This window comes from Hymenobacter perfusus (assembly GCF_003944765.1).
Classification (GTDB): domain Bacteria; phylum Bacteroidota; class Bacteroidia; order Cytophagales; family Hymenobacteraceae; genus Hymenobacter; species Hymenobacter perfusus.
The window spans coordinates 334,189-355,804 of record NZ_RWIU01000002.1; the positions used below are offsets into that span (position 1 = coordinate 334,189).

Genomic DNA, 21,616 nt, shown 5'->3' on the forward strand with positions numbered 1-21,616 from the left:
CGACAGGGTGATGGCCAGTTCGAGAATGGCTGTTATTTACCCAGCCGTACTGCCAAGCCTGCGCCTACGGTAAGGCCGCCGGCATCAGTGCTGAGGCCGTGGCCGGCCGTTACGTCGAGGCGTAAGCCGGGCGCAGGGCGGTAGTACAGGCCTGAGGTGAGGCCCGGCCGCCAGCCCTGCTGGCGCTGCCAGGTAGCATAAGTTTCGGCCAGAAAGCCGAAATGCGTGGATGGTCCGAGCGGGCCGTTGAGGGCCAGTGTCGTCAGGTACTGGCCCTGTTTGGTGCCTTCGGCCTTGAAGCCGCGCTGCCGGAAACCGAAATTGCCTTCCAGCCCGAACCGCTGCCCCAACTGCTGTGACACCAGCAGCCGGCCGCCGGGCTCAAACTGCTTCTCCCCGAAGCTGCCGTCGCCGTTGCGCAGGTTCATATCGAAGAGCACGACCACCTGCGAGCGGGCATTTTGTGTGCTGGAGGCCAGGAATTTGGCTCCCACGTTGAGCGGCGCAAACCCGTTCGGGCCGGTATAAGGAGTGGGCGCGCCGTCGGTGAGGCGGGCGGCAGGCGGAGCCAGCAGGTACTGCTGAGTGGCGCGTAGCTCAATGTGGTTGAAGAACCCCACGCGCAACGTACTGCCCCAGGCCGTGCGGCCGGGGTAGCCGACGCTGCCACCCGCTTCGGCGCGGGTCAGGCCGGTTTCCAGTTGAAACTGGCCGGGGTAGAGCATGTTGGTGGTGATGGTCTGCCCGGGCCGGTCAGGGCGGAGCAGGCGCACGAAGGGCGACTCGCCGTTGGCGGCATTGGGGTCGGTGGTCTGGGCCAGGGTGCGGGCCGGGCCGGCCAGAAGCAGGGCCCCGGCGGTCAGCAGAGTGGTCGTACGCATGCCTACCCGACGCCGCCCAGCGCATAAAAGTTCGATTTTTAGAAGATGCAGCAACCCAAGCGGGTGATTTGCGTTGCCGATCAATCAATGATATTCAGTACGGTAAGGGCCATTATCAGTTCAGAAACACGCATAAAAAAAGGCCGAAAGAGGTTCCGGCCTTTTTGATAAAATCAAGAAACAGTGAGTTTATTCCGCCTTCTTGATGGTGTCCATTGCAGCCTGTACGGTAGCCTGTTGGTCGGCGGACTTGCTCTGTTTTACCTTTTCCAGCATCTGCAGAATGGGCTCGTCCACGCCGTACTTTTTGTACTGCACGGCCAGCTTCTGCAGGCGCTCTGTGCCTTCGTTTAGCACGGTGGCATCGGAAAGGCGGGTCATGTAGCCCACTAGGCTTTCCAGCAGTTGAAACTTGTCCTGCGGGCCGGCCGCATCGAAGCGGTTGCGCACGTAGGGCCAGGTGCTGGCGTCGCCTTGTTCGGCGTACACGCCAGCAATGGCGTTGGCTACGGCTCCCGTTGCGTTGGGCTCCAGCGTTTTGGCCCGGGCCAGGGCGGCCTTGGGCTGCACGGCGGCCAGACCTTCCAGGGCCGCGCCCTGCACTACGTACGACTGGCTCTCCAGCGACTTAGTGAAGATTTTTTCGTCCTTCTTGTCCTTCAGCCGGCCGAGGGCGCCCAGCAGGGCAGCCTGTACGTTGGTGTTTTTTTCCTGAGCCAGCTGCTTGCGGATAGCCGGCGCGGCAACTTTCTGCACAGCCTTCTCATCGAGCTTCAGCCCAGCCAAAGCAGCCATGCGCAGGCCGGTATACTTGTCGCTCAGGGCCGTGAGCAGCACTTGGCGGGCGGCGGCATCGGTGGGGGGCAGGGCGGCAGCGGCGGCTACGGCCTCGCGCCGGTCCACGTAACGCGGACCGTTCTTGAACTGGTAGGCGAAGTCAGCAAACGGCTTGTTGTCGGTTTTCTGCCAGAGCAGCACCTTTTCGGCATCCACGTTTACCAGCGTAGGCTTGCTGGCGGCCGGGAAGCGGAAGGTTTCGGTGGCCTGGGTCATGACTACCTGGTGGCGCTGCGGTTTGCCGTTCACGTACACATCAACCGCCATGGGCAGCCGGAAAACCTGGCCGGGCTGGGTTTGCTTGATAGTCACGGCCTGCTCCTTGCGTGCGGCATCGTAAGCGTAGTCGATGCTGACCACGGGGTGACCCGTGCCATAGTACCACTGGTTAAAGAACCAGTTCAGATCCTGGCCCGATACGGCCTCCAGGGCCAGGCGCAGCTGGTGGGCTTCGCCGGTGCCGAACTTGTTATCGGTCAGGTACTTTTTGAGGCCGCCGAAGAACACGTCGTCGCCGAGGTGGCTACGCAGCATGTTCAGAATCTGGCCGCCCTTCTGGTAGCTCACCAGGTCGAACATGTCCTCCTTATCGGCGTAGTGGAAGCGCACGAGGTGCTTCTGGGCATCTTTGGGGCTGCGCAGGTAGTTGCGCATGTTCATGTAGGCGTGGGCGTCGCCGGCATCCTGGCCGTACTTGTGCTCGGCCCAGAGAGCTTCCGAGAAGTCGGCAAACGACTCATTCACCGTCAGGTTGCTCCAGCTTTCGGCCGTTACCAAATCACCGAACCACTGGTGGAACAGCTCGTGGGCAATGACCGATTCGCCGTTGGCGTACTCGGCATCCAGCAGCTCACGGGCATCCTTCTGCAAAAACTCCCCGTGCAGCGTGGCTGAGGTGTTTTCCATGGCCCCGCTCACGTAGTCGCGCACCACCACCTGGGCGTATTTGTTCCAGGCGTACTCCACGCCGAGGCGCTCCGAGAAAAACTCCAGCATTTCGGGCGTATTGCCGAAAATCTGCTTGGCGAAGGGCGCGTATTTAGGCTCCAGGTAGTAGCTCACTTCCTTGCCGCGCCAAGTTTCCTTGGCAATCTTGAAGTCGCCCACGGCCATCATGAACAGGTAGGGCGCGTGGGGCAGCTCCTGTTTCCAGGTATCGGTGCGGGTGCCGTCGGAGTTGTTTTTCTGGCTGGTGAGGGCACCGTTGCTGAGCGTGACGTAGCGCGCGGGCACCGTCATGCTGATTTCGGCGGTGGTTTTCTGGTTGGTGCGGTCGATGGTCGGGAACCAGGCCGAGGAGCTTTCCGTCTCGCCCTGCGTCCAGATCTGGCGGGGCTTGCCGGCCTCGGTGCTGTCGGGGTTGATGAAGTACAGGCCCTTGGCATCGGTAATAGCGGCGCTGCCCTTGGCTTTCAGCTCCTCGGGTTTGGCCACGTACTCCAGGTACACGGTGTACTGCTGGCCGGGGGCATACAGGCGGTCCAGGTCAATGTCGAGCTGCTCGTTGTTGTAGCGGTACTTTAGAGTTTTGGTATCGGAGCCGTTCACCATCGTCACCGATTTGATGTCCATGCCTTTGGCATCGAGCCGCAGCGAATCGGTGGCGTAGGCGAAAGGCTGCAGCGTCACCCACTCCTTGCCGATGAGCTGACGTTTGGCGTAATCAAAGCGCACATCCAGCTTGGTGTGTACCAAAGCATTGATTTTGCGGGCCGACTCGCGGTACTGTTGCAGAACGGTAGAATCGGGGCGGGTGGGGGGGTGCTGGCCCAGGGCTGGCGCGGCGGCCAGCAACCCCAGGCTCACGAGGAGAGCGTTGGTCATAGCGGAAAAAGGAAAAAAGAGAGTTGAGAGTGCTAGTTGCGAACTTTTTGGCACAGGTACGGAGCAGGTGGGATACTGGCCAGTGCCGGGCAGATCGGTGGATCAAATGTATATATCGGTACTATGTAAAACAAGGTACTTGATAATATATTTATTCAAGATAGTATATGTTTTGATTTGAGCTTGCCTTCTAGACTTCCCGCTTCAAGCGTTAAGTCATAGATTTTCACCGTAATCCGCAATCTGGGCTACTGAGTTTGTTTTGTTTCGGTAGGTTGCACGTCAGCTGTTCAGTTGCTGCGTCCAACGATTCAGGGCACGACCCGTTCTCTGTTTCGGCCGTTGTGTGGGGGACAGCACCCTGACCAGCCGCTCCTCCTTACCACTACGCGTTTCATAATTCCGTCAAACCTGTTCGTTCCTATGAAAAACTGCTTCCGTCTGCTACTCATTCTGCTGCTGCTGGGCCCCGCCGCCCGCGCCGCCACCGTCGATACCGTGGCTATTCCCAGCGCGGCTATGCAGCGCACCTACAAGGCCGCGGTGGCGGTGCCGGCCTCCTACGCCAAAAACAAGAAGGCCCGCTACCCCGTGCTGTACCTGCTGCACGGGGCCTACGGGCACTTCGCCGACTGGAGCAGCAAAACCCCCGACAAAACCCTCATTCACCGCCTCGCCGACCAGTACAACCTCATTATCGTGATGCCCGAGGGCGAGACATTCAGCTTCTACCTCGATTCGCCGGTGAACCCCGGCAGCCAGTTTGAAACCTACATCACCAAGGACGTTATCGAGGCCATCGACCAGCGGTACCGCACCGTGGCGCGCAAGGAAGGCCGGGTTATTTCGGGCCTGTCGATGGGTGGGCACGGGGCGCTGTACCTCTCGGGGCGTCACCCGGAGCTGTTTGCCGCTGCCGGTAGCATGAGCGGCGCCCTGGACATGAGCATCACCAACCGCAAGCTCAACCCCCAGGAAGCCCAGCAGCGCCAAAGCCTGTTCAACCCCATCCTCGGCCCCGAGACGCCCGCGCCCAGCCCGTATAGCGCCAACTCGGTCGTCAACATGGCCGACAAGCTGTATACCAACGGCCTACCCCTCATCATCGACTGCGGCGTGGATGATTTTCTCATCGAAATCAACCGCGAAGTGCACCGCCGCCTCGTGTACAACCACACCCCCCATGACTACACCGAGCGGCCCGGCGCCCACACCTGGGAGTACTGGCAGAACGCGCTGCCCTACCATCTGGTCTTCTTCCAGAAAATGCTGGATGCGGGTGGGGTAACGGTGAAGTAGGTTATATAGAACGAGGTAGAGACGCGACACTTCGCGTCTCGTCGTTGAACGACTTGGGAACTGACGGATTAAACAACGTCAGCAACGATGAGACGCAAAATATTGCGTCTCTACACCGTTCTATATAAGCAAAAGGCCCGGTCAGTGACCGGGCCTTTTACTTTGTGCCTAATGCGCTAATACGGCCTGTTGCCGCTCGGGGTGCAGTTGCGGGTCGTCGGCGTAGTGGGTGTGCTCGGCGCGGTAGGCGCGTTCGAAAATCAGGGGGAAGATGAACAGGGTGAGGATGGTGCCGGTGATGAGGCCGCCGATTACCACAATGGCCAGAGGCTTGGAGGTTTCGGAGCCGATGCCGGTGCTCATGGCGGCGGGCATGAGGCCGATGGTGGCCATCAGGGCCGTCATCACCACGGGGCGGACGCGGCTGGTGACGCCCTCGTGGATGCTGCGGTCCAGACTCATTTTGCGTACCATATTCTGCTTGAACACCGATATCAGAATCACGCCGTTCTGGATGCAGATGCCGAACAGGGCAATGAACCCGATGCCGGCCGAAATGCTGAAGTTGGTGTGCGTAATCAGCAACGCCGCAATGCCGCCGATGATGGCAAACGGCACGTTCAGTAGCACCAGTCCGGCATCTTTCAGGTTGCCGAACAAAATGAACAGGATGAAGAAAATCAGGCCCAATGAAACCGGCACCACCTGCGTGAGGCGCTGGGTGGCGCGGCGCTGGTTTTCGAAGTCGCCGGTCCATTTCATGGTGTAGCCTTTGGGCAGGCTTACCACGGCATTTACCTTTTTCTGGGCTTCCTCGATGGTGCTGCCCATGTCGCGGCCCCGGATGCTGAACTTCACGGCGGCGAAGCGCTGGTTATCGTCGCGGTAGATGAGGGAGGGGCCGTTGACGTCGCCGATGGTGGCAATTTCGGAGAGGGGAATGGTGGTGCCGTTCTGGGTGGGGACCATGAGGGCGGCAATTTCCTGGGGTGTCTGGCGGAACTGCTCCTGGTAGCGCACCCGGATGGGGAATTTCCGCTCGCCCTCGTACATCTGCGAGGCCTGCTTGCCGCCCACGGCCATTTCCAGCACCGCGTTGGCGTCGGCTTTGCTTACGCCGTACTGGGCCATGCGTTGCTCATCCAAATCAACGTGCAGCTCCGGCTGACCGATGTTGCGCAGCACGCCCAAATCATCAATGCCTTTGATATTTTGGAGGACACCGTACACCTGGCGGCCTTTTTCCTCCATCAGCTTGAGGTCGGTGCCGTAGATTTTGACGGCAATAGAGCCTTTCACGCCCGAGGCGGCTTCCTCCACGTTGTCGGTGATAGGCTGAGAAAAGTTGAAATCCACACCGGGGAAGCGGTTGAGCTTTTCCTTCATGCCGGCAATCAGGGCTTCGCGCTTGTCTTTGTGCTTCATTTCGGCCTCCACTTCGGGGGTGTGCTTGAGCTGCACCAGAAACTCGTTGTTGTAGAAGCCAGTGGGGTCGGTGCCGTCGTTGGGGCGGCCGGTCTGGCTCACCACGTCGCCCACCTCAGGGAAACTCAGGAATACCCGGCGCATCTCGTTGCAGAGCTTGTTCGATTCATCCAGGCTGATGCTCAGCGGCAGCTGAGCCCGCACGTAAATGGAGCCTTCGTTCAGCTCGGGCAGGAACTCGGAACCCAGGAAGTGAAAGGCGCCCATGCCCAGCACCACAGCCACGGTGGCTACCAGCAGACTGGCGGTTTTGCGGGCGTAAGTGAAGGAAAAGAACCGCTCGGCCCCGCGGTTGATGCCCCGCACGAAGAAGTTATCCTTCTCCACCACGTTCTTTTTGAGCAGCAGCGAGGTGAGCACCGGCACCAGCGTGAGCGTGAAAATCAGGGCCCCCAGTAGGGCGAAACCCAGCGTCCAGGCCAGGGGCGAGAACACCTTGCCTTCCACCTTCTCGAAGGAGAAAATGGGCAGCAGGGCGGTGATGATGATGGCTTTGGAGAAGAAAATGGCTTTGCCCATGTCGCGGCCGGTTTTCTTGATCAGGCCCAGCTTGGCTACTTTGTTGAACCGCTCCATGCCCATGCGGTGCGCCTTGTGGTCGAGGGCCACAAAGAGCCCTTCCACCATCACCACGGCCCCGTCGATGATGATGCCGAAGTCGATGGCGCCCATGCTGAGCAGGTTGGCCGACATGCCCTTCAGCCGGAGGCAGATGAAGGCAAACAGCAAGGCCAGCGGAATAATCACGCTCACAATCACCGTGGTGCGCCAGTCGGCCATGAACACGAACACGATGACCGTGACCAGCACAATGCCTTCCAGCAGGTTGTGGATTACCGTTTCGGTGGAGAAGTCGATGAGCTGCTGCCGGTCGTAGAAGGTTTGAATCTTCACATCGGAGGGCAGAATCTTCTCATTGAGGTCGGCTACTTTATCCTTGAGGCGGGCAATGACTTCAGAGGGATTTTCGCCTTTGCGCATCACCACAATGCCTTCCAGCACGTCGTCGTTCAGGCCCCGGCCCACCTTGCCAAACCGCGGCAGCGCCGATTCGTGCACGATGGCCACGTCCTTCACCAGGATGGGGGCCCCGTTCACGTTCTTGATAACCGTGTTGTTGATGTCGTTGATGTTGTTGAGCAGGCCAATGCCGCGCACCACGTAGTTCTGCTGGCCCTCGTTTATCACGTCGCCGCCCACGTTGATGTTGCTGCGCTGGATGGCGTTGTAGAGGTCGAGCGGGGTGAGGCCCAAGTCCTGGAGCTTGCCGGGGTTCACGCTGATTTCGTAGTCCTTCACCTCGCCGCCGAAGCTGTTCACGTCGGCCACGCCGGGCACGGCTTTCAGGTTGCGTTCCACCACCCAGTCCTGCAGGGTTTTCAGCTCGCGGGTGGTTTTGTTGTTGCTCTTGAGGGTGTAGCGGAAAATTTCGCCGGTGGGGCCGTAGGGCGGCTGCACGTCTGGGTCGGCGCCCTCGGGAAGGTCGGCCTGGCTGAGCAGGTTGTTCACCTGCACCCGGGCAAAGGCATCGTCCACGCCATCATCGAAAATCACCTTCACCACCGACAGCCCAAACAGGGTGGTGCTGCGGATGCTGGTTTTCTTCTGCACCGGGTTCAGCGCAATTTCGATGGGGGCCGTCACGAACTTCTCAATCTCCTCGGCCGAGCGGCCGGGCCACTGCGTGATGATGGTAATTTCGGTGTTGGTAACGTCGGGGAAGGCCTCGATGGGCGTATTCCGGTAGCTCATCACCCCGGCCACAATGACCACAAAGGTCATCAGGAACACGAAGCCCCGGTTTTTAAGCGAAAAGGCGATAATGCCCTGGATGAATTTGTTCATGGTAAGTCGGTGCTGACTTAAAGGAGGTCGTCATGCAGAGCGGAGCGAAGCATCTCGCGTGCTGACTTGGAAATGGCAATGGTCGTGTCATGCTGAGCCCCGCGAAGCATCTCTGCCTCAGGCTGACTCAGTGGTGGTAACGAAGCGGTAGAGATGCTTCGCGGGGCTCAGCATGACAGATAGCTTCTGGCGAGATGCTTCGGCTGCGCCTCTGCATGACGTTCTTTTAATCGTTTAGCTCGTCGTAGACCAGCAGCTGGTTTTGGGCGATGATGTGCTCCCCGTCTTTCAGGCCCGATTGCACGTAGCTCACGTCGCCCACGGTTTTGGCAATTTTGACCTCGCGGGTTTCCACGTGGTGCCGGTCCCGGAACACCATCACGAAGTTGCGGTCCTTATCGAAGACCACGCATTTGGCGGGCACAGCCAGCATCTGCCGGTTTTCGGTGTTGAGCACCTTGATTTGGGCGTACATCTCGGGCTTGAGCTGGTAGCCGGGGTTGTTGAGCTTCACGCGCACCTTCATCACCTTGCTTTCGGGGTCGAGCACGTTGAACACCTTATCGATGCGGCCCTGGAAGTGTTTGTCGGGGTAGGAGAGGGTGGTCACGTCGGCCTGGTAGCCCTGCTGCACCTTGCTGATGTCCGACTCAAACACGTTGGCCATGATCCACACGTCATCCAAGTTGCTCACCGTAAACAGGTTGCCCACGTTGTCGGCGTTGAACTGCATGTGGTCGGTCACGTTCTTCTCCGTGATGAAGCCCGAAATGGGGGCCCGCAACGTGTAGGTCCCATCGGCCGACACGCCGTACACGCCGAGCTGCTTCTGGCTCTTGCCCACGTTGCTTTGGGCTTTGCGCAGCTCCTGGCGGGCCAAACTCACGTCGCGCTCCGAGGCCAAGCCCGATTTGTACTGGTCTTCCAGTACCGAGAGGTTCTTGCGGGCAATATCCAGGTCGGTGCCGGCGGTGCTGCTCTGGTTTTGCAGGTCGGCAATTTCCCCGCTCTTGATGACGGCCAGCACCTGGCCCTTGGTTACATGGTCGCCTAGCTCCACGCTCAGCTGCTCCACCACGCCGCCCACCAGCGGGTACACCTTCACGGTTTTGTCGCCGTCGGTGGCAATCTGGCCCGAGAGGTTCAGCTCGTCGCGCACGGGCTCCCGGCGCACCGTGTCAATCTTCAGCTCCCGCAACATCTGGTCCGACATCGAGAAGCCGGCTTCGGCCTTCTGCGGGGCGTCCGTTTCTTCAGATTTCGAGCAGCCCGTTAGCGTCAGCGAGAGGGCAAAGGGAAGTAAGGGGAGGAGGCGGTTCATGAGTATATGCGGTTGAGGTCGGGCAGAGTCCCCAGGGCTGAAGCCCTGGGCTACGGAGCAGGAAGTGGATGTTGGGGAAACCGGGCGCTGCTTAGCCCAGGGCTTCAGCCCTGGGAACGGGCGAGCTATTCGGCGTTGAACACCGGGCGGCCCACGGCGTAGTTGAGCTGTTCGAAGGCGCGCACCCGGTTGGCGCGCAGGTTGTTGAGTTGCACCAGGTTGTTCTTGTAGCTCTCGTAGAAATCCAGGAACTCCACAATAGTGAGGTTGCGCTTGGCGTAGCTCTCATCAATGCCCTTCATCAGGCGGTCGAAGTCGGAGGTTTCGCGGGCGGTGCCCTGGTAGAGCTGGTCGTTCTGGCGGGCCAGGCGCCAGGCTTCCTGCACGTCGTTCTGCACCTGCAGCTGCTGCTGGCCCAGCTGGGCCTTGCTCACCTCAATCTGGTTTTGCGCCGTGCGGATGTTGCCCTGGTTGCGGTTGAACAGGGGCACGGCCACGCCCAGCGTGAGGGCGTTGTAGTTCTGGATGTAGTTGCCGGCCCGGTCGTACACGTAGCCCACGGCCAAGTCGGGAGTGGCCAAAGCGCGTTGGAGGCGCAGGTTCTGGGTTTGCTGCTGCACGGCGGCCTGGCGGGCCTTCAGGTCGGCGCGGTTCACCTGGGCCGAATCGATGAGCTGCGCCTCGGTGCGGTTGGTCAGGCTCAGGGCTTTCAGGCGGTTCTGGTCGGCCTGGGGCAGGTAATAGGCCCCGCTGGTGTCGCGCATGAGAGTGCGCAAATCGGCTTGCTCGGCGGCAATGTCGTTGAGCAGATTCTGCCGCTCGTTGCGGAGCTGAAACAGGAAGGCCTTAAGCCGAATCACTTCTTTCAGAGCAATGTTGCCCTTGTCGTATTGGCCCTGATACAGACTTACGGTGCGCTGGAAGCTGGCCACTTCCTTGTCGTACACGCCCACGCTCTGCTGCTTGAAATACAGATCGTAGAAGGTGCTGCGGAGCTGGTAGCGCAGGGTGCGCAGCAAATCCTGAAACGTGAACTGCTCCACCAATGCATTCTGCTGGGCCACGCTGGCGGCGGCTTTGCGGCGGCCGGCCAAAGCAAACAGCTGCTGCACCTGCACAATGGAGTTGCCGGTTTTGGTCACGTCCAGCACCTTGCGCGTCTGCGGGTTGTAGGTGTTCTGCTCGATGGAAACCGTGGGGTTGTCCCAGAGCCGGGCCTGCAGAATCTGGGCCTCGGCGGCCGATACGTTATAGCGCTGGGCCAGCAGATTCAGGTTGTTCTGCACGAACCGCTGTTCGGCGTCGGAGAGGGTGAGCCGCACCGTGTCGCCTGCGAGGGGAGCGGCCGAGGCGGTGCGGGTAGTGACGCCGCCGAGCAGCAGGGCCGTCAGCAGCAGAAAAAGGAAGCGTTGCATAACCGGATTCGGTGGTTGGTTATGCAAGAGTACGCCCCCCGTATTAGGACTGAATTAGAGGTAGATTAGAAACGGATTAGAGGAGAAAAATTTTCTCAGAAAGTCCATTTGCGGCTGATTGGTTTGGTTTTGCGTGGCTGCCGAAATAGAATAATCCGGCCGCTGCGCCAACTCCCGCTCCGAGGTCCACATGGCCCGCTCCACCCACTGCCGCGCCGTCCCGGCCGTTAGTTCGTCGGGCCTAGTCATTGAGCTCCTTGTAGATAAGCAGCGGGTTGCCGGTCACCACTTGCTCGCCGGGCGTCAGGCCGCTGCGCACGAAGCTCATGCCGCCCACCGTCTGGCCGGGCTCCACCAGCCGGGTTTCCACCTTCCCCGATTCCTGCAATACCAGCGCGTAGCGGCGGCCGTTGGCAAATACCAAGCTGCCGGCCGGCACGGCGGGTAGCTGCTCGGGCAGGGTGCTGGTGAGCTGCACCTGGGTGTACATGCCGGGCTTCAGCAGGTGGCCGGGGTTGCTGAGCCGCACCCGCACCTGCAGGCTCTTGCTGGTGGCGTGCAGTAGGTTGAACACCTTGTCAACCTGTCCGGTGAACACCTTATCGGGATAGGCCAGCGTCCGGATTTCGGCCGGCACGCCCACCCGCACGCCGGCAATGTCGGCCTGGAACACGTCGGCCAGCACCCACACTTCGTCCAGGTTGGCCAGGGTGAACAAGGCATCCACCTGCCCCGGCTCAAACTGCATACCGGCGCTGACATGCTTAGCGGTGATGGTGCCCGCCAGCGGGGCCCGCACCACGTACCGCTCCTGCGACGCGCCCAGCACCGCCTGCTGCTGCTGCACCCGGCTCACCTCGGCCTGGGCCGTGCGCCACGCCGCCCGGGCCTGAGCCAGCTCCAGCTCCGAGGCCATGCCATCGGCGTGCAGGTCCTCGGTGGCGGCCAGCTCCCGGCGGGCGGTAGCCAGGTTTACGGCTGCTACCTGGGTTTCCTGCGCCAGCCCTGCTACCCGCGTGCTGCGCACCACGGCCAGCACCTGACCCTTGCTCACCTCATCGCCCAGCGTAACGGGCACCGACTCCACCACGCCTCCCGCCACCGGGTACACGGGGGCCGTACGGTCGGCATTGACTACCACCTGCCCGCTTAGCTTGAGTTGGGTTTGCACGGGGGCCAGGCGCACGGTATCGGTAACGAGGTGGGCCAGTTGGGGCGCGGCGGCCGGCACCAAGGCCTCCGCAGCTTCTTCGGAGCAGGCAGTCAGACTCAGGCCCGAAGGCACCAGCAGCAGGCTGGCAAAGTGGAATAAACGGTTCATCGTATCAGCAGCACAAGTGAAGTGCAAGCTTACGCCGCCAGTATTAGGACCCGGTTAGAGCCACATTAGAAACTGATTAGAGCGTGAGTTTTTGATGAAGTTTCTTCCGGATTCCGACGAAAAGAACGTCATGCAGTGGCGCAGATGAGGTGTTTAGCTGAACGAGGTAGAGACGCAATACTTTGCGTCTCGTCGTTGCTGATGTTGTTAGTTCGTAGGATGAGCAGAACGATGTAGAAACGCAACACTTTGCGTCTCGTCGTTGAACGAATGGGACTGCACGCCGCCGCGTAGCTTCAACAACATCGGCAATGGATGAGACGCGCAGTTTAAACAACATCAGCAACGACGAGACGCACAGTGTTGCGTCTCTACACCGTTCTAAACCGCTACAAAACCACCTCCACCACTGTGCCCTGGCCCGGCTGGGAGCTGAGGTGCACCTCGCCGCCGTGCAGCTGAATAATCTTGCGGGCCAAGGGCAGCCCCACGCCGTGCCCCACCACGTGGCGGGCGTTATCGGCCCGGAAAAACGGCTGAAAAACCTGCGGCAGCGCCTTTTCGCTGATGCCGATGCCGTGGTCCTGCACCCGAATGTAGCGCCGCCCGGCCCGGTATTCCAGCTGCACCACCACGGGTTGGTCGGCGGGTGAATACTTCAGGGCGTTGTCGAACAGGTTGGTAAAGGCCCGGCTCAGCAGCTGCCGGTTGCCCTTGATTTCCAGCGCTTCCGCCTCTTCCGGCAACTGGCCAAAGGTGAGCTGCACCCGGCGCCGCTGCTCCGGCAGCACCGCCTCGCGCGCCTCCGACAGCAGCTCATCCAGCCGGATTTCCTCCTGGGCTCCCGTGTTGGTCTGGGTCAGGTCGAGCAGGTTGTTGATGAGCAGCTTGAGTTGTTGCAGCTCGTGTAGCACCGAGGCCACCGCCTCCCGGTACGCGGCCGGGTCCCGCTCCCGGTTCAGCAGCACCTGCAGCTCCCCGATGGTGGCCGTGAGGGGCGTGCGCAGCTCGTGCGAGGCATTGCTGACGAAGGTGCGCTGCGTCTCAAAACCATCTTCCAGCCGTTCCAGCATGCGGTTGAAGGTGCGGGCCAGGCGGGTTATTTCGTCCTGCTCGTGGCTGATGCCCTCGTTTACGCGCAGGTGCAGATCCTGGGTGGTAATGCGGTCCACCTGGTCGTTGACGGCGGCAATGGGGGCCAGGGCCTTGCCCGAAAATACCCGCCCGGCCACGTAAATCACCACCAGACTCACCACAAAAATGCTGGTCAGAATCATCACCAGATGTTCCAGCCGCGCCGCGCCGGAGTGGTTCTGCGCGGCGGCTACAATAATGAACTGGCCCTGGTTGTCGGTGTAAAACAGGCCAATGGCCTGCCGGCTGCCCAACGTGAAATACACTTCTTTCTCGGTGATAATCCGGGTGAGAATCCGGTCGGGAATGTCTACGCGGTCATCCTGTTCAATGAAGCGCGGCTGCAGCTGGTCGTCGTAAATCTGCAGCACCTCGCCGGTGAGGGTGCGCAGGTAGCGGCGCTGAAACTCTCGAAACGCCTCGGCCCGCAACTCGTCCTGCTCCAGAAATACGTAGCCCGTCACCTCGGCCCGGTCGCGCAGGCGCTGGTGAAACTCCTCGTGGGTGTAGTCGGCCTGCAGCAGGTAAATCGTCGTCATCACCCCCAGCAGAATCACGGCCACTACCCCCAAAAACAGCCACGTCAATCGGTTCCGGATGGTCATGAAGGGAATGGTGAATTAGACGGGTGGTAGAACAGCAAAGGAAGCAAAAGACCTAAAAGAACGTCATTCTGAGCGAAGCCGAAGAATCTCTACCGCTTCGTTGCCTCACGACCAAGATTACTATTGCGGTAGAGATTCTTCGGCTTCGCCTCCGGACCCTGGCTCGATGCGCCACCTGCTCAGAATGACGTTCCTTTTCTCACTCCTGAGCCCGCAGCACGTAGCCCATGCCCACTACCGTGTGAATGAGCTTGCGGGGGAAGGGCTTGTCGACTTTGTTGCGCAGGTAGTTCACGTACACGTCCACCACGTTGGAGCCGGCGTCGAAGGAGTCCTCCCACACGTCGGCGGCCAGCTCGGCGCGGCTGAGCACGCGGCCGGGGTGGCGCAACAGCAACTCCAGCAGCCCAAATTCGCGGGCCGTGAGCTTGAGCGGCTGCCCGGCCCGCGTCACGGTTTTGGCGGCCGAGTCCAGCGTCAAGTCCTCGAATTGCAGCACGGCGCTTTTGGCCTGCTGGCCCCGGCGGCGGGTGAGGGCCCGCACCCGGGCCACCAATTCCGGAAAATCGAAAGGCTTCACCAGGTAGTCATCGGCTCCGCCGCCGAAGCCGTGCAGCTTGTCCTGGGTGGTGCCCAAAGCCGTGAGCATGAGCACCGGCGTCTGCTGGTCCTGCGCCCGGATGGCTTCCAGCACCTCCAGCCCGCTGAAGTAGGGCAGAATTACGTCCAGAATAATCAGCTCGTAGGCGTGGGAGAGGGCCAACTGCCGCCCAAACCGCCCATCGTAGGCCACTTCCACCTCAAACCCTTCCTCCTCCAGCCCCCGCTTAATAAATGCCGATACCTTAGGCTCATCTTCAACCAGCAGAATTTTCATGGGAAAAGGGGATGGTTGAACAGATAGGTGGGTAAAACTAAGACGCAACAGAACGTCATTCCGAGCTTGCCGAGGAATCTCGCGTGCTGACGTTGAGTTACTATTACAACGTCAGCACGCGAGATTCCTCGGCAAGCTCGGAATGACGTTCTAAGTAACTTGTGCCGTCCTAGTCCTCATCCTCGTAATCCAGACCCAGCAACTGGTTCATGGCTTGCTGGATTTCGCTGGCGGCGTGCAGTTGCCCGGCTTTGCGGGCCACAGTGAGGCCTTTGCGGTAAACTTTTTCGGCTTCTTCAGGCTTTTCCAGCTGTTGCAGCATCTTGCCAGCGTGGTAGTACGTACCCACGTAATCCGGATGCTCGTCGAGCAGTTTCTGGTAGTACGTCATGGCCTTTTCCGGCTCCGTAACGCGGTATTCGGTGGCCAGCGCGTAGATGGTAAACGCGTCGGTAGGATCATCCTGGTAGAAGGCCAGGAGTTGTTGCAGGCGGCTCGGCGCAGTTTCCATGGGGCGGGAGTTTTGAGTATCTTCGCCCCAAATTTGGCACTTTCTCCTAGTATCTTCCATATAAGCAGCCGTAGATGAAGTTTCTCGTTTGCATCAGCAACGTACCCGACACGACCACCAAAATCACGTTTACTCCTGATAACAAGGAGTTTAACAAAGCTGGCGTGCAGTTCGTGATTAATCCGTGGGATGAGTATGCACTCACTCGCGCCATCGAACTCAAAGAAGCCCAGGGTGGTGGCACCGTAACGGTGCTCAACGTAGGTGAGGCCGACACCGAGCCCAACATCCGCAAGGCCCTAGCCATCGGTGCCGACGACGCCATCCGCGTAAACGCTCACCCGAAGGATGCCTTCTTCGTGGCCCAGCAAATTGCCAACATCGCCAAAGACGGCGGATACGACGTGATTCTGATGGGTAAGGAGAGCATCGACTACAACGGCTTCCAGGTGCACGGCATGGTGGGCGAGCTGCTCGGCATCCCCACGGTGGCCCCGGCCATGAAGCTGGATATGAGCGGCAACACTGCCACGCTGGAGCGCGAAATCGAAGGCGGCAAGGAAATCGTGGAAGTAAACGCCCCGTTCGTGGCTTCCTGCCAGCAGCCGATGTGCGAGCCCCGCATCCCGAACATGCGTGGCATCATGACGGCCCGCACCAAGCCCCTGAAAGTGGTGGAAGCCACCGCCGATGCGGCCCGTACCGAGGTAGCCGCCTTCGCGCTGCCCCCGCAGAAGCAGGGCGTGAAGCTCATCCCGGCCGAAAGCGCCGGCGACCTGATCAAACTGCTCCGCAACGAAGCCAAGGTTATCTAAACATCAATTAATAATTAGCAATTAAGAATTAGTAATTGGCTGACCATGAGCCGGCGAAGGTCGCTCCGATGGGAAAAGCTGATAATTCTTAATTACTAATTCTTAATTACTAATTAAGAAAAGAAATGTCTGTACTAGTAGTTGTTGAATGTGACGGCGGCGAGGTAAAGAAATCCTCGCTGGAAGTAGCTTCCTACGGCAGCCAGGTGGCCCAGATGCTGGGTACCACCGCTACGGCCGTAGCCGTGGGTGAAGCCACCGAAGCCAACCTGGCCAAGCTGGGCGAGCAGGGCATCACCAAGGTGTTGCACGACGCCGAGCCCCGCCTCAAAGATTTCGTGAACGGGGCCTACACCAAGCTGATTGCCGCCGCCGCTCAGAAGGAGGACGCCAAAATCATCGTGCTGGCTAACTCCAACATCGGTGCTTCGGTTGGTTCGCGCCTGTCGATTCGGTTGCAGGCCAGCATTGCTACTAACGTGGTGGAGCTGCCCAAAACCGACGGTGGCTCATTCACGGTGAAGCGCGGCGCCTTCTCGGGCAAAGCCTTTGCCGACGTGACGCTGGCTGGTGACCGGAAAATCATTGCCGTTAAAAAGAACTCCATTGAGGCCCTGCACGAAGCCGGCAAAACCGCCCAGGTAGAGTCGTTCTCGGCGCAGCTGTCGGATGCTGACTTTGCTGACGCCCCCAAACAGGTAGTGATGCAGGATCAGGCCGGCGGCATTCTGCTGCCCGAGGCTGACCTCGTGGTATCGGGTGGCCGTGGCATGAAAGGCCCCGAGAACTGGAACCTCATCGAGGACTTGGCGAAGGCACTGGGCGCAGCTACGGCCTGCTCCAAGCCCGTATCGGACGTGGATTGGCGCCCTCACCACGAGCACGTGGGCCAGACCGGCATCACCGTATCGCCGAACCTGTACATTGCCTGCGGTATTTCGGGGGCCATCCAGCACCTGGCCGGCGTGAACTCGAGCAAGGTAATCGTGGTCATCAACAAAGACCCCGAGGCGCCGTTCTTCAAGGCGGCCGACTACGGCATTGTAGGCGACGTGTTCGACGTGTTGCCCAAGCTGACTCAGGCGGTAAAAGAGCTGAATTAAGGTGACTGAAATGTGCATGCGATGGGAAGGCCAGGCCCGGCTACCCTTCGTATGCACATTTTTCACAACCTTCACCGTAGCACATTCACCTAGACCCTAGTGAAAAAAATACCGCTCGAAATCCTGGGCCTCTCGTCCAGCCAGTCGCAGTCGGGTTCGTTCGCCCTTATTCTGGGGGAGAAGACCGGCAACCGGCGTCTGCCGATCATCATCGGCATGTTTGAGGCGCAGAGCATTGCCATTCAGATAGAAAAAATCAGCCCGAACCGGCCGCTTACGCACGATTTGTTTAAATCTTTCGCTGAGCAGCTGCACGTAGCCGTGCTGGAAGTGCTGATTTCCGATCTGAAGGAGGGAGTGTTCTACTCCAAAATCGTGTGCTCCGACGGGGCCACCACCTTCGAGCTGGATTCGCGCCCTTCCGACGCCATTGCCATTGGTCTGCGCTTCGGCGTGCCCATTTTCACGGTGGAAAGCGTATTGAGCGAAGCCGGTATTATCCTTTCGGACCTCGACGAAAACGCTGAGGACTCAGATGAAGATGATGACGACGACGAGGATGACGACGCCGGCGACCGGCCCGTGACCTCGCCCACTGAGCCTAAGGAGCCCAGCGGCCAGGTGTCGCTGGACGAGCTGACCAAAATGCTGGCCCAGGCCTTGGAGCGCGAGGACTACGAGAAAGCCGCCAAAATCCGCGACGAACTCAACAAGCGCAACGACTAACCGTCGCCGCCTCGCTTACCAAAAGCCCCGAACACCCACCCGATTGGCTGTTCGGGGCTTTTGCTTTGCCGCGAAGGCCTACTTTTTCAACTGTTTCTACTCCTTCCCTGCATGGAAACTCCCGATTTACGTTATCCCATCGGCCACCCGGTGCTGCCCGATGAAACCCTGGACCGGGGTGCACGCACGGCCTATATGGCCCAGATTGCCACCCTGCCCGATCAGATACGGGCGGCCGTAGCCGGCCTCACGCCCGAACAGTTGGATACGCCCTACCGGCCCGGGGGCTGGACGGTGCGCCAGGTAATCCACCATCTGCCCGATTCCCACCTGAATGCTTACACCCGCTTCCGGCTGGCTCTCACGGAGGATAATCCTACCATCAAGCCCTACGACGAAGCCGCCTGGGCCGAGCTGCCCGACGTGGCCACCACACCGTCGGCCGTGTCGCTGGCGCTGCTGGAAGCCTTGCACATCCGCTGGATAAAACTGCTGCGCGGCCTCAATGACGCCCAGTGGCAACGCACCTTTTCCCACCCCGAAACCAAGCGCACGTTCACCCTCGACCAGGCCCTGGTGCTGTACGCTTGGCATGGCCGCCACCACCTGGCCCACTTGGCTCATCTGGTGCAGCGGGAAGGCTGGCGGAAATAGAAGTAAAAAGTCAAAGCGCCATTGATTATCCTGAACGAAGCAGGAGACCAATGGCGCTTTGACTTTTTACTTGATACTTTTTACTTAAATATTAATAGCCTCGTCGGTGGTAGCGGCGGCGAGGCCGCCTTCGGTTTCATCGTCTACCTTCTTGGCGGCGCGTACCAAGCTGCTGCTAAAGATGAACTCTTTCAGCTCGGGCACCTGGGCGTTCAGGATTTCATCCTTGTTGCCGTCCCATAGCTTCTGGCCTTTGTAGAGGAAGATGATATGGTCCCCGATTTCGATAACGGAGTTCATATCGTGGGTTACTACCACGGTGGTAATGCCGTACTCGTGAGTGATTTCGTGGATGAGTTCGTCGATTTTGATGCTGGTGAGCGGGTCGAGGCCGGAGTTGGGCTCGTCGCAGAACAGGTAGGTGCAGTTGGGGGCAATGGCGCGGGCAATGCCCACGCGCTTCTTCATGCCGCCCGAAATTTCGGAGGGCATTTTGGTGCCGGCATTTTCCAGCCCCACCCGTTTGAGGCAGAACTCCACCCGGTCGCGGCGCTCCTCCCGACTCATCTCGGGCGTGAGCATCTTGAGCGGGAATTCCACGTTCTCGTACACGGTCATGGAGTCGAACAGCGCGGAGCCCTGAAACAGCATGCCGATTTTGCGGCGGATTTCCTGCCGGATCTGCACTTTGTTGTTGGTGAACATAGTGCCGTCGAAGGTGATGCTGCCGAGGTCCGGCTGCATCAGGCCTACAATGCACTGCAGCAGCACTGACTTGCCGGTGCCGGAACCGCCCAGCAGCAGATTACACTTACCGGTTTCGAAGGTGCAGGTAATGCCCTTGAGTACCTGGTTGCCGTTGAAAGACTTCTGGACGTTATGAACTTCAATCATGATTGTTGTGAGCTGCAAGCTATAAGCCGCAAGCCGCAAGTGATTTATGCTAAACGATGAGCTTACAGCTTGTAGCTTCTTAGAGAAGCAACGCGGCCAGGGCGAAGTCGGCCACCAGAATAGCAATGATGGAGTTGTTGACGGCCGTAGTGCTGGCGTTACCAACTTCCAAAGCTCCGCCCTCCGTGAAATAGCCCTTAAACGAAGAAATGGCCGATACCAAAAAGGCGAATACCACCGATTTGATGAGGGCGAACAGGATGTTGTAGGGAATGAAATCAGTGCGGATGCCCTCAATGTACTCCTGAGCCGATACGGCACCTGTAAGCGAGCCGGCCAGGTAGCCCCCCACGATGGACAGCGCCATAGCCACAATCACCAGCAGCGGAAACATGAGCATGGAAGCCAGAATACGCGGCAACACCAGATAGGAGGCAGAGTTGATGCCCATTACTTCCAGCGCCGATACCTGCTCGGTGATGCGCATGGTGCCCAAGCCGCCGGCAATACTGGAGCCTACTTTGCCCGCCAGCACGATGCTGGTGATGGTAGGAGCCAGCTCCAGAATCGTCATCTCGCGCACCATGTACCCGATGGTGCTTTTTGGGATGAGCGGGTTGGTGAGGTTGTAAGCAATCTGCACACAGGTTACGGCCCCAATAAAGGCCGACACGATGGAAACGATGAAGATGGAGTTGATACCAATAGTGACGCATTCGTCCATTGTCCGATTCCACAGCACCCGCAGGCGCTCTTTCCGCGTGAGCATGCTCTGAATAAAGAGCAGGAATTCACCGAATGATTTGACCATAAAAAGCAGAAAACAACAGGAAAAGCGGAAACTTGCGGCCTCAGTGCCCCACGCGGAGTACCTCCGGAAAAGAGGTGCCGCTCAGCTTACGTAAAAACCACTTCAGGAATCAAAGGAATGCAAAAAAATATCGTTGTTACGGGTGGTACCAAAGGAATTGGGCGGGCTCTGGTGATTCGCTTTCTGCGGGCCGGCTACCCGGTGGTTACCTGCGCCCGCTCCGCCGCCGACCTGGCCGCGCTGCAAGCGGCTGCTACGGAGCAGGTTCCCGGGGCCGTGCTGCACACTTTCGTGGCCGACCTGAGCAAGCGCACGGAAACGGTTTTATTTACGGAGTTCGTGCAAAGCCAGGGGCCGGTGGAAGTACTCATCAACAACGCCGGGGCATTTATCCCGGGCCGCTTGCAAGACGAGCCGTTGGATGGCTCCCAGCTGCGCCAGATGCTGGACGTGAACCTGCTCAGCGCCTACGACGTGACCCAGGCCCTGCTGCCGGGGCTGCTGGCCCAGCGCAGCGGCTATGTCTTCAACATCTGCTCTACGGCCAGCCTCACGGCATACCCGAACGGCGGCTCCTACGGCATTGCCAAGCACGCGCTGCTGGGCTTCACCCGCAACCTGCGCGAAGAACTGAAGGACGCCGGCATCCGGGTAACGGCGGTGCTGCCGGGCGCTACGCTCACGGCCAGCTGGGAAGGCGTAGACCTGCCCGCCGAGCGGTTCATCCGGGCCGAAGACGTGGCGGATACCATTTTCGGGGCCTTTTCCCTTTCGCCCCAGGCGGTGATAGAGGAACTGCTGATCCGGCCGCAGCTGGGGGATATTTAAGCGGTGGGCGGCTGGGTTGAACGCCGGATATAGGTGACGTACACAAAGTCGAGAATGATGGCCCACATAGTGGCTTGCAGTAATCCGCCAAGCCAAGGCAGCCCCAGCCGCCAGCCGATGCCCAACGAAATGCCAGAAAACCCCAGCGCTACCCCGTAGCTCAGCTTCAGCCAGTCGAGCCGCTGCCGTTGTTTTTTTCGGGTGTTCCAGATTGCGTAGAACACTATGAGCAAGGTTCCGCCACCTATCAGCAGTTCAGCAGCTCCTGCCCAATGCTGCAGCTTAAACAGACCACCCAGCACCAACGCAGACACAGCCGCTAACACTGGAATAAAAAAGGCAGAGCTGCTGAGGCTGCCTTTGTAGATGACTACAAGCAGCAGCGCATAAGCTACGGCGGATATCAGGAGAGGAAAGGGAAAATTCATAC

At 59.6% G+C, this 21,616-nt stretch carries 19 protein-coding genes; 6 read left to right on the forward strand and 13 right to left on the reverse strand.

What is annotated here, in order from left to right:
• Positions 1-32 precede the first annotated feature (32 nt).
• A complete protein-coding gene (locus EI293_RS07565; RefSeq protein WP_125436539.1) occupies positions 33-881 on the reverse strand; it encodes a transporter in 849 nt (282 codons plus the stop codon).
• Positions 882-1,070: 189 nt separating this feature from the next.
• Positions 1,071-3,542, reverse strand: a complete 2,472-nt coding sequence (locus EI293_RS07570; RefSeq protein ID WP_125436540.1) for a M1 family aminopeptidase — start codon at positions 3,540-3,542, stop codon at positions 1,071-1,073.
• Positions 3,543-3,965: 423 nt separating this feature from the next.
• Here EI293_RS07570 and EI293_RS07575 point away from each other — a divergent pair, with 423 nt between their 5' ends.
• Positions 3,966-4,841 (forward strand): alpha/beta hydrolase, encoded by an 876-nt coding sequence (locus EI293_RS07575; protein ID WP_125436541.1) that lies wholly within the window; start codon positions 3,966-3,968, stop codon positions 4,839-4,841.
• A gap of 168 nt (positions 4,842-5,009) precedes the next feature.
• On the opposite strand, the gene EI293_RS07580 is transcribed toward EI293_RS07575, so the two are convergent.
• The 8 genes from EI293_RS07580 to EI293_RS07610 all read right to left on the reverse strand — a co-directional run bounded on the left by EI293_RS07580 (position 5,010) and on the right by EI293_RS07610 (position 15,355).
• On the reverse strand, positions 5,010-8,171 hold the full coding sequence (locus EI293_RS07580) for an efflux RND transporter permease subunit (protein WP_125436542.1): 3,162 nt from the start codon (positions 8,169-8,171) through the stop codon (positions 5,010-5,012).
• Between the two features lie 226 nt (positions 8,172-8,397).
• A complete protein-coding gene (locus tag EI293_RS07585; RefSeq protein WP_125436543.1) occupies positions 8,398-9,492 on the reverse strand; it encodes an efflux RND transporter periplasmic adaptor subunit in 1,095 nt (364 codons plus the stop codon).
• 125 nt (positions 9,493-9,617) lie between these two features.
• Complete coding sequence (locus EI293_RS07590) at positions 9,618-10,907, reverse strand: TolC family protein (protein ID WP_125436544.1); 1,290 nt, start codon at positions 10,905-10,907, stop codon at positions 9,618-9,620.
• 54 nt (positions 10,908-10,961) lie between these two features.
• Entirely contained in the window at positions 10,962-11,156 is a 195-nt protein-coding gene (locus tag EI293_RS21985; RefSeq protein ID WP_148103276.1) for a hypothetical protein, read from the reverse strand.
• Positions 11,149-12,228: an efflux RND transporter periplasmic adaptor subunit gene (locus EI293_RS07595; protein ID WP_125436545.1), complete on the reverse strand. Its 1,080-nt coding sequence runs from the start codon at positions 12,226-12,228 to the stop codon at positions 11,149-11,151. Before EI293_RS07595 ends, EI293_RS21985 begins: the two co-directional genes overlap by 8 nt.
• A 389-nt stretch (positions 12,229-12,617) precedes the next feature.
• The gene (locus EI293_RS07600) at positions 12,618-13,967 is read right to left on the reverse strand and encodes an ATP-binding protein (protein ID WP_125436546.1); all 1,350 of its coding nucleotides are present in this window, start codon (positions 13,965-13,967) and stop codon (positions 12,618-12,620) included.
• Between the two features lie 199 nt (positions 13,968-14,166).
• Positions 14,167-14,844 carry a response regulator gene (locus EI293_RS07605; protein WP_125436547.1) on the reverse strand — a complete coding sequence of 226 codons (678 nt, stop codon included), beginning with the start codon at positions 14,842-14,844 and terminating at the stop codon, positions 14,167-14,169.
• A gap of 169 nt (positions 14,845-15,013) precedes the next feature.
• Positions 15,014-15,355: a tetratricopeptide repeat protein gene (locus EI293_RS07610; protein WP_125436548.1), complete on the reverse strand. Its 342-nt coding sequence runs from the start codon at positions 15,353-15,355 to the stop codon at positions 15,014-15,016.
• Between the two features lie 74 nt (positions 15,356-15,429).
• Here EI293_RS07610 and EI293_RS07615 point away from each other — a divergent pair, with 74 nt between their 5' ends.
• The 4 genes from EI293_RS07615 to EI293_RS07630 all read left to right on the forward strand — a co-directional run bounded on the left by EI293_RS07615 (position 15,430) and on the right by EI293_RS07630 (position 18,653).
• The gene (locus EI293_RS07615; protein WP_125436549.1) at positions 15,430-16,170 is read left to right on the forward strand and encodes an electron transfer flavoprotein subunit beta/FixA family protein; all 741 of its coding nucleotides are present in this window, start codon (positions 15,430-15,432) and stop codon (positions 16,168-16,170) included.
• Between the two features lie 125 nt (positions 16,171-16,295).
• The gene (locus EI293_RS07620) at positions 16,296-17,273 is read left to right on the forward strand and encodes an electron transfer flavoprotein subunit alpha/FixB family protein (RefSeq protein ID WP_125436550.1); all 978 of its coding nucleotides are present in this window, start codon (positions 16,296-16,298) and stop codon (positions 17,271-17,273) included.
• A 99-nt stretch (positions 17,274-17,372) separates the two neighbouring features.
• Positions 17,373-17,999: a bifunctional nuclease family protein gene (locus tag EI293_RS07625; protein ID WP_125436551.1), complete on the forward strand. Its 627-nt coding sequence runs from the start codon at positions 17,373-17,375 to the stop codon at positions 17,997-17,999.
• Positions 18,000-18,110: 111 nt separating this feature from the next.
• The gene (locus tag EI293_RS07630) at positions 18,111-18,653 is read left to right on the forward strand and encodes a YfiT family bacillithiol transferase (protein WP_125436552.1); all 543 of its coding nucleotides are present in this window, start codon (positions 18,111-18,113) and stop codon (positions 18,651-18,653) included.
• An 84-nt stretch (positions 18,654-18,737) separates the two neighbouring features.
• Here the strand turns inward: EI293_RS07630 and EI293_RS07635 are convergent, their stop codons facing one another.
• Both EI293_RS07635 and EI293_RS07640 read right to left on the reverse strand, forming a co-directional pair.
• Entirely contained in the window at positions 18,738-19,547 is an 810-nt protein-coding gene (locus EI293_RS07635; RefSeq protein ID WP_125436553.1) for an ABC transporter ATP-binding protein, read from the reverse strand.
• 79 nt (positions 19,548-19,626) lie between these two features.
• Complete coding sequence (locus tag EI293_RS07640) at positions 19,627-20,316, reverse strand: MlaE family ABC transporter permease (RefSeq protein ID WP_394343395.1); 690 nt, start codon at positions 20,314-20,316, stop codon at positions 19,627-19,629.
• A 159-nt stretch (positions 20,317-20,475) separates the two neighbouring features.
• Between EI293_RS07640 and EI293_RS07645 the strand changes: the two genes are divergently transcribed.
• Positions 20,476-21,186, forward strand: a complete 711-nt coding sequence (locus tag EI293_RS07645; RefSeq protein ID WP_125436555.1) for an SDR family oxidoreductase — start codon at positions 20,476-20,478, stop codon at positions 21,184-21,186.
• Here EI293_RS07645 and EI293_RS07650 read toward each other — a convergent pair.
• Positions 21,183-21,614: a hypothetical protein gene (locus EI293_RS07650; protein ID WP_125436556.1), complete on the reverse strand. Its 432-nt coding sequence runs from the start codon at positions 21,612-21,614 to the stop codon at positions 21,183-21,185. The two genes, EI293_RS07645 and EI293_RS07650, sit on opposite strands and share 4 nt — an antisense overlap.
• Positions 21,615-21,616 lie beyond the last annotated feature (2 nt).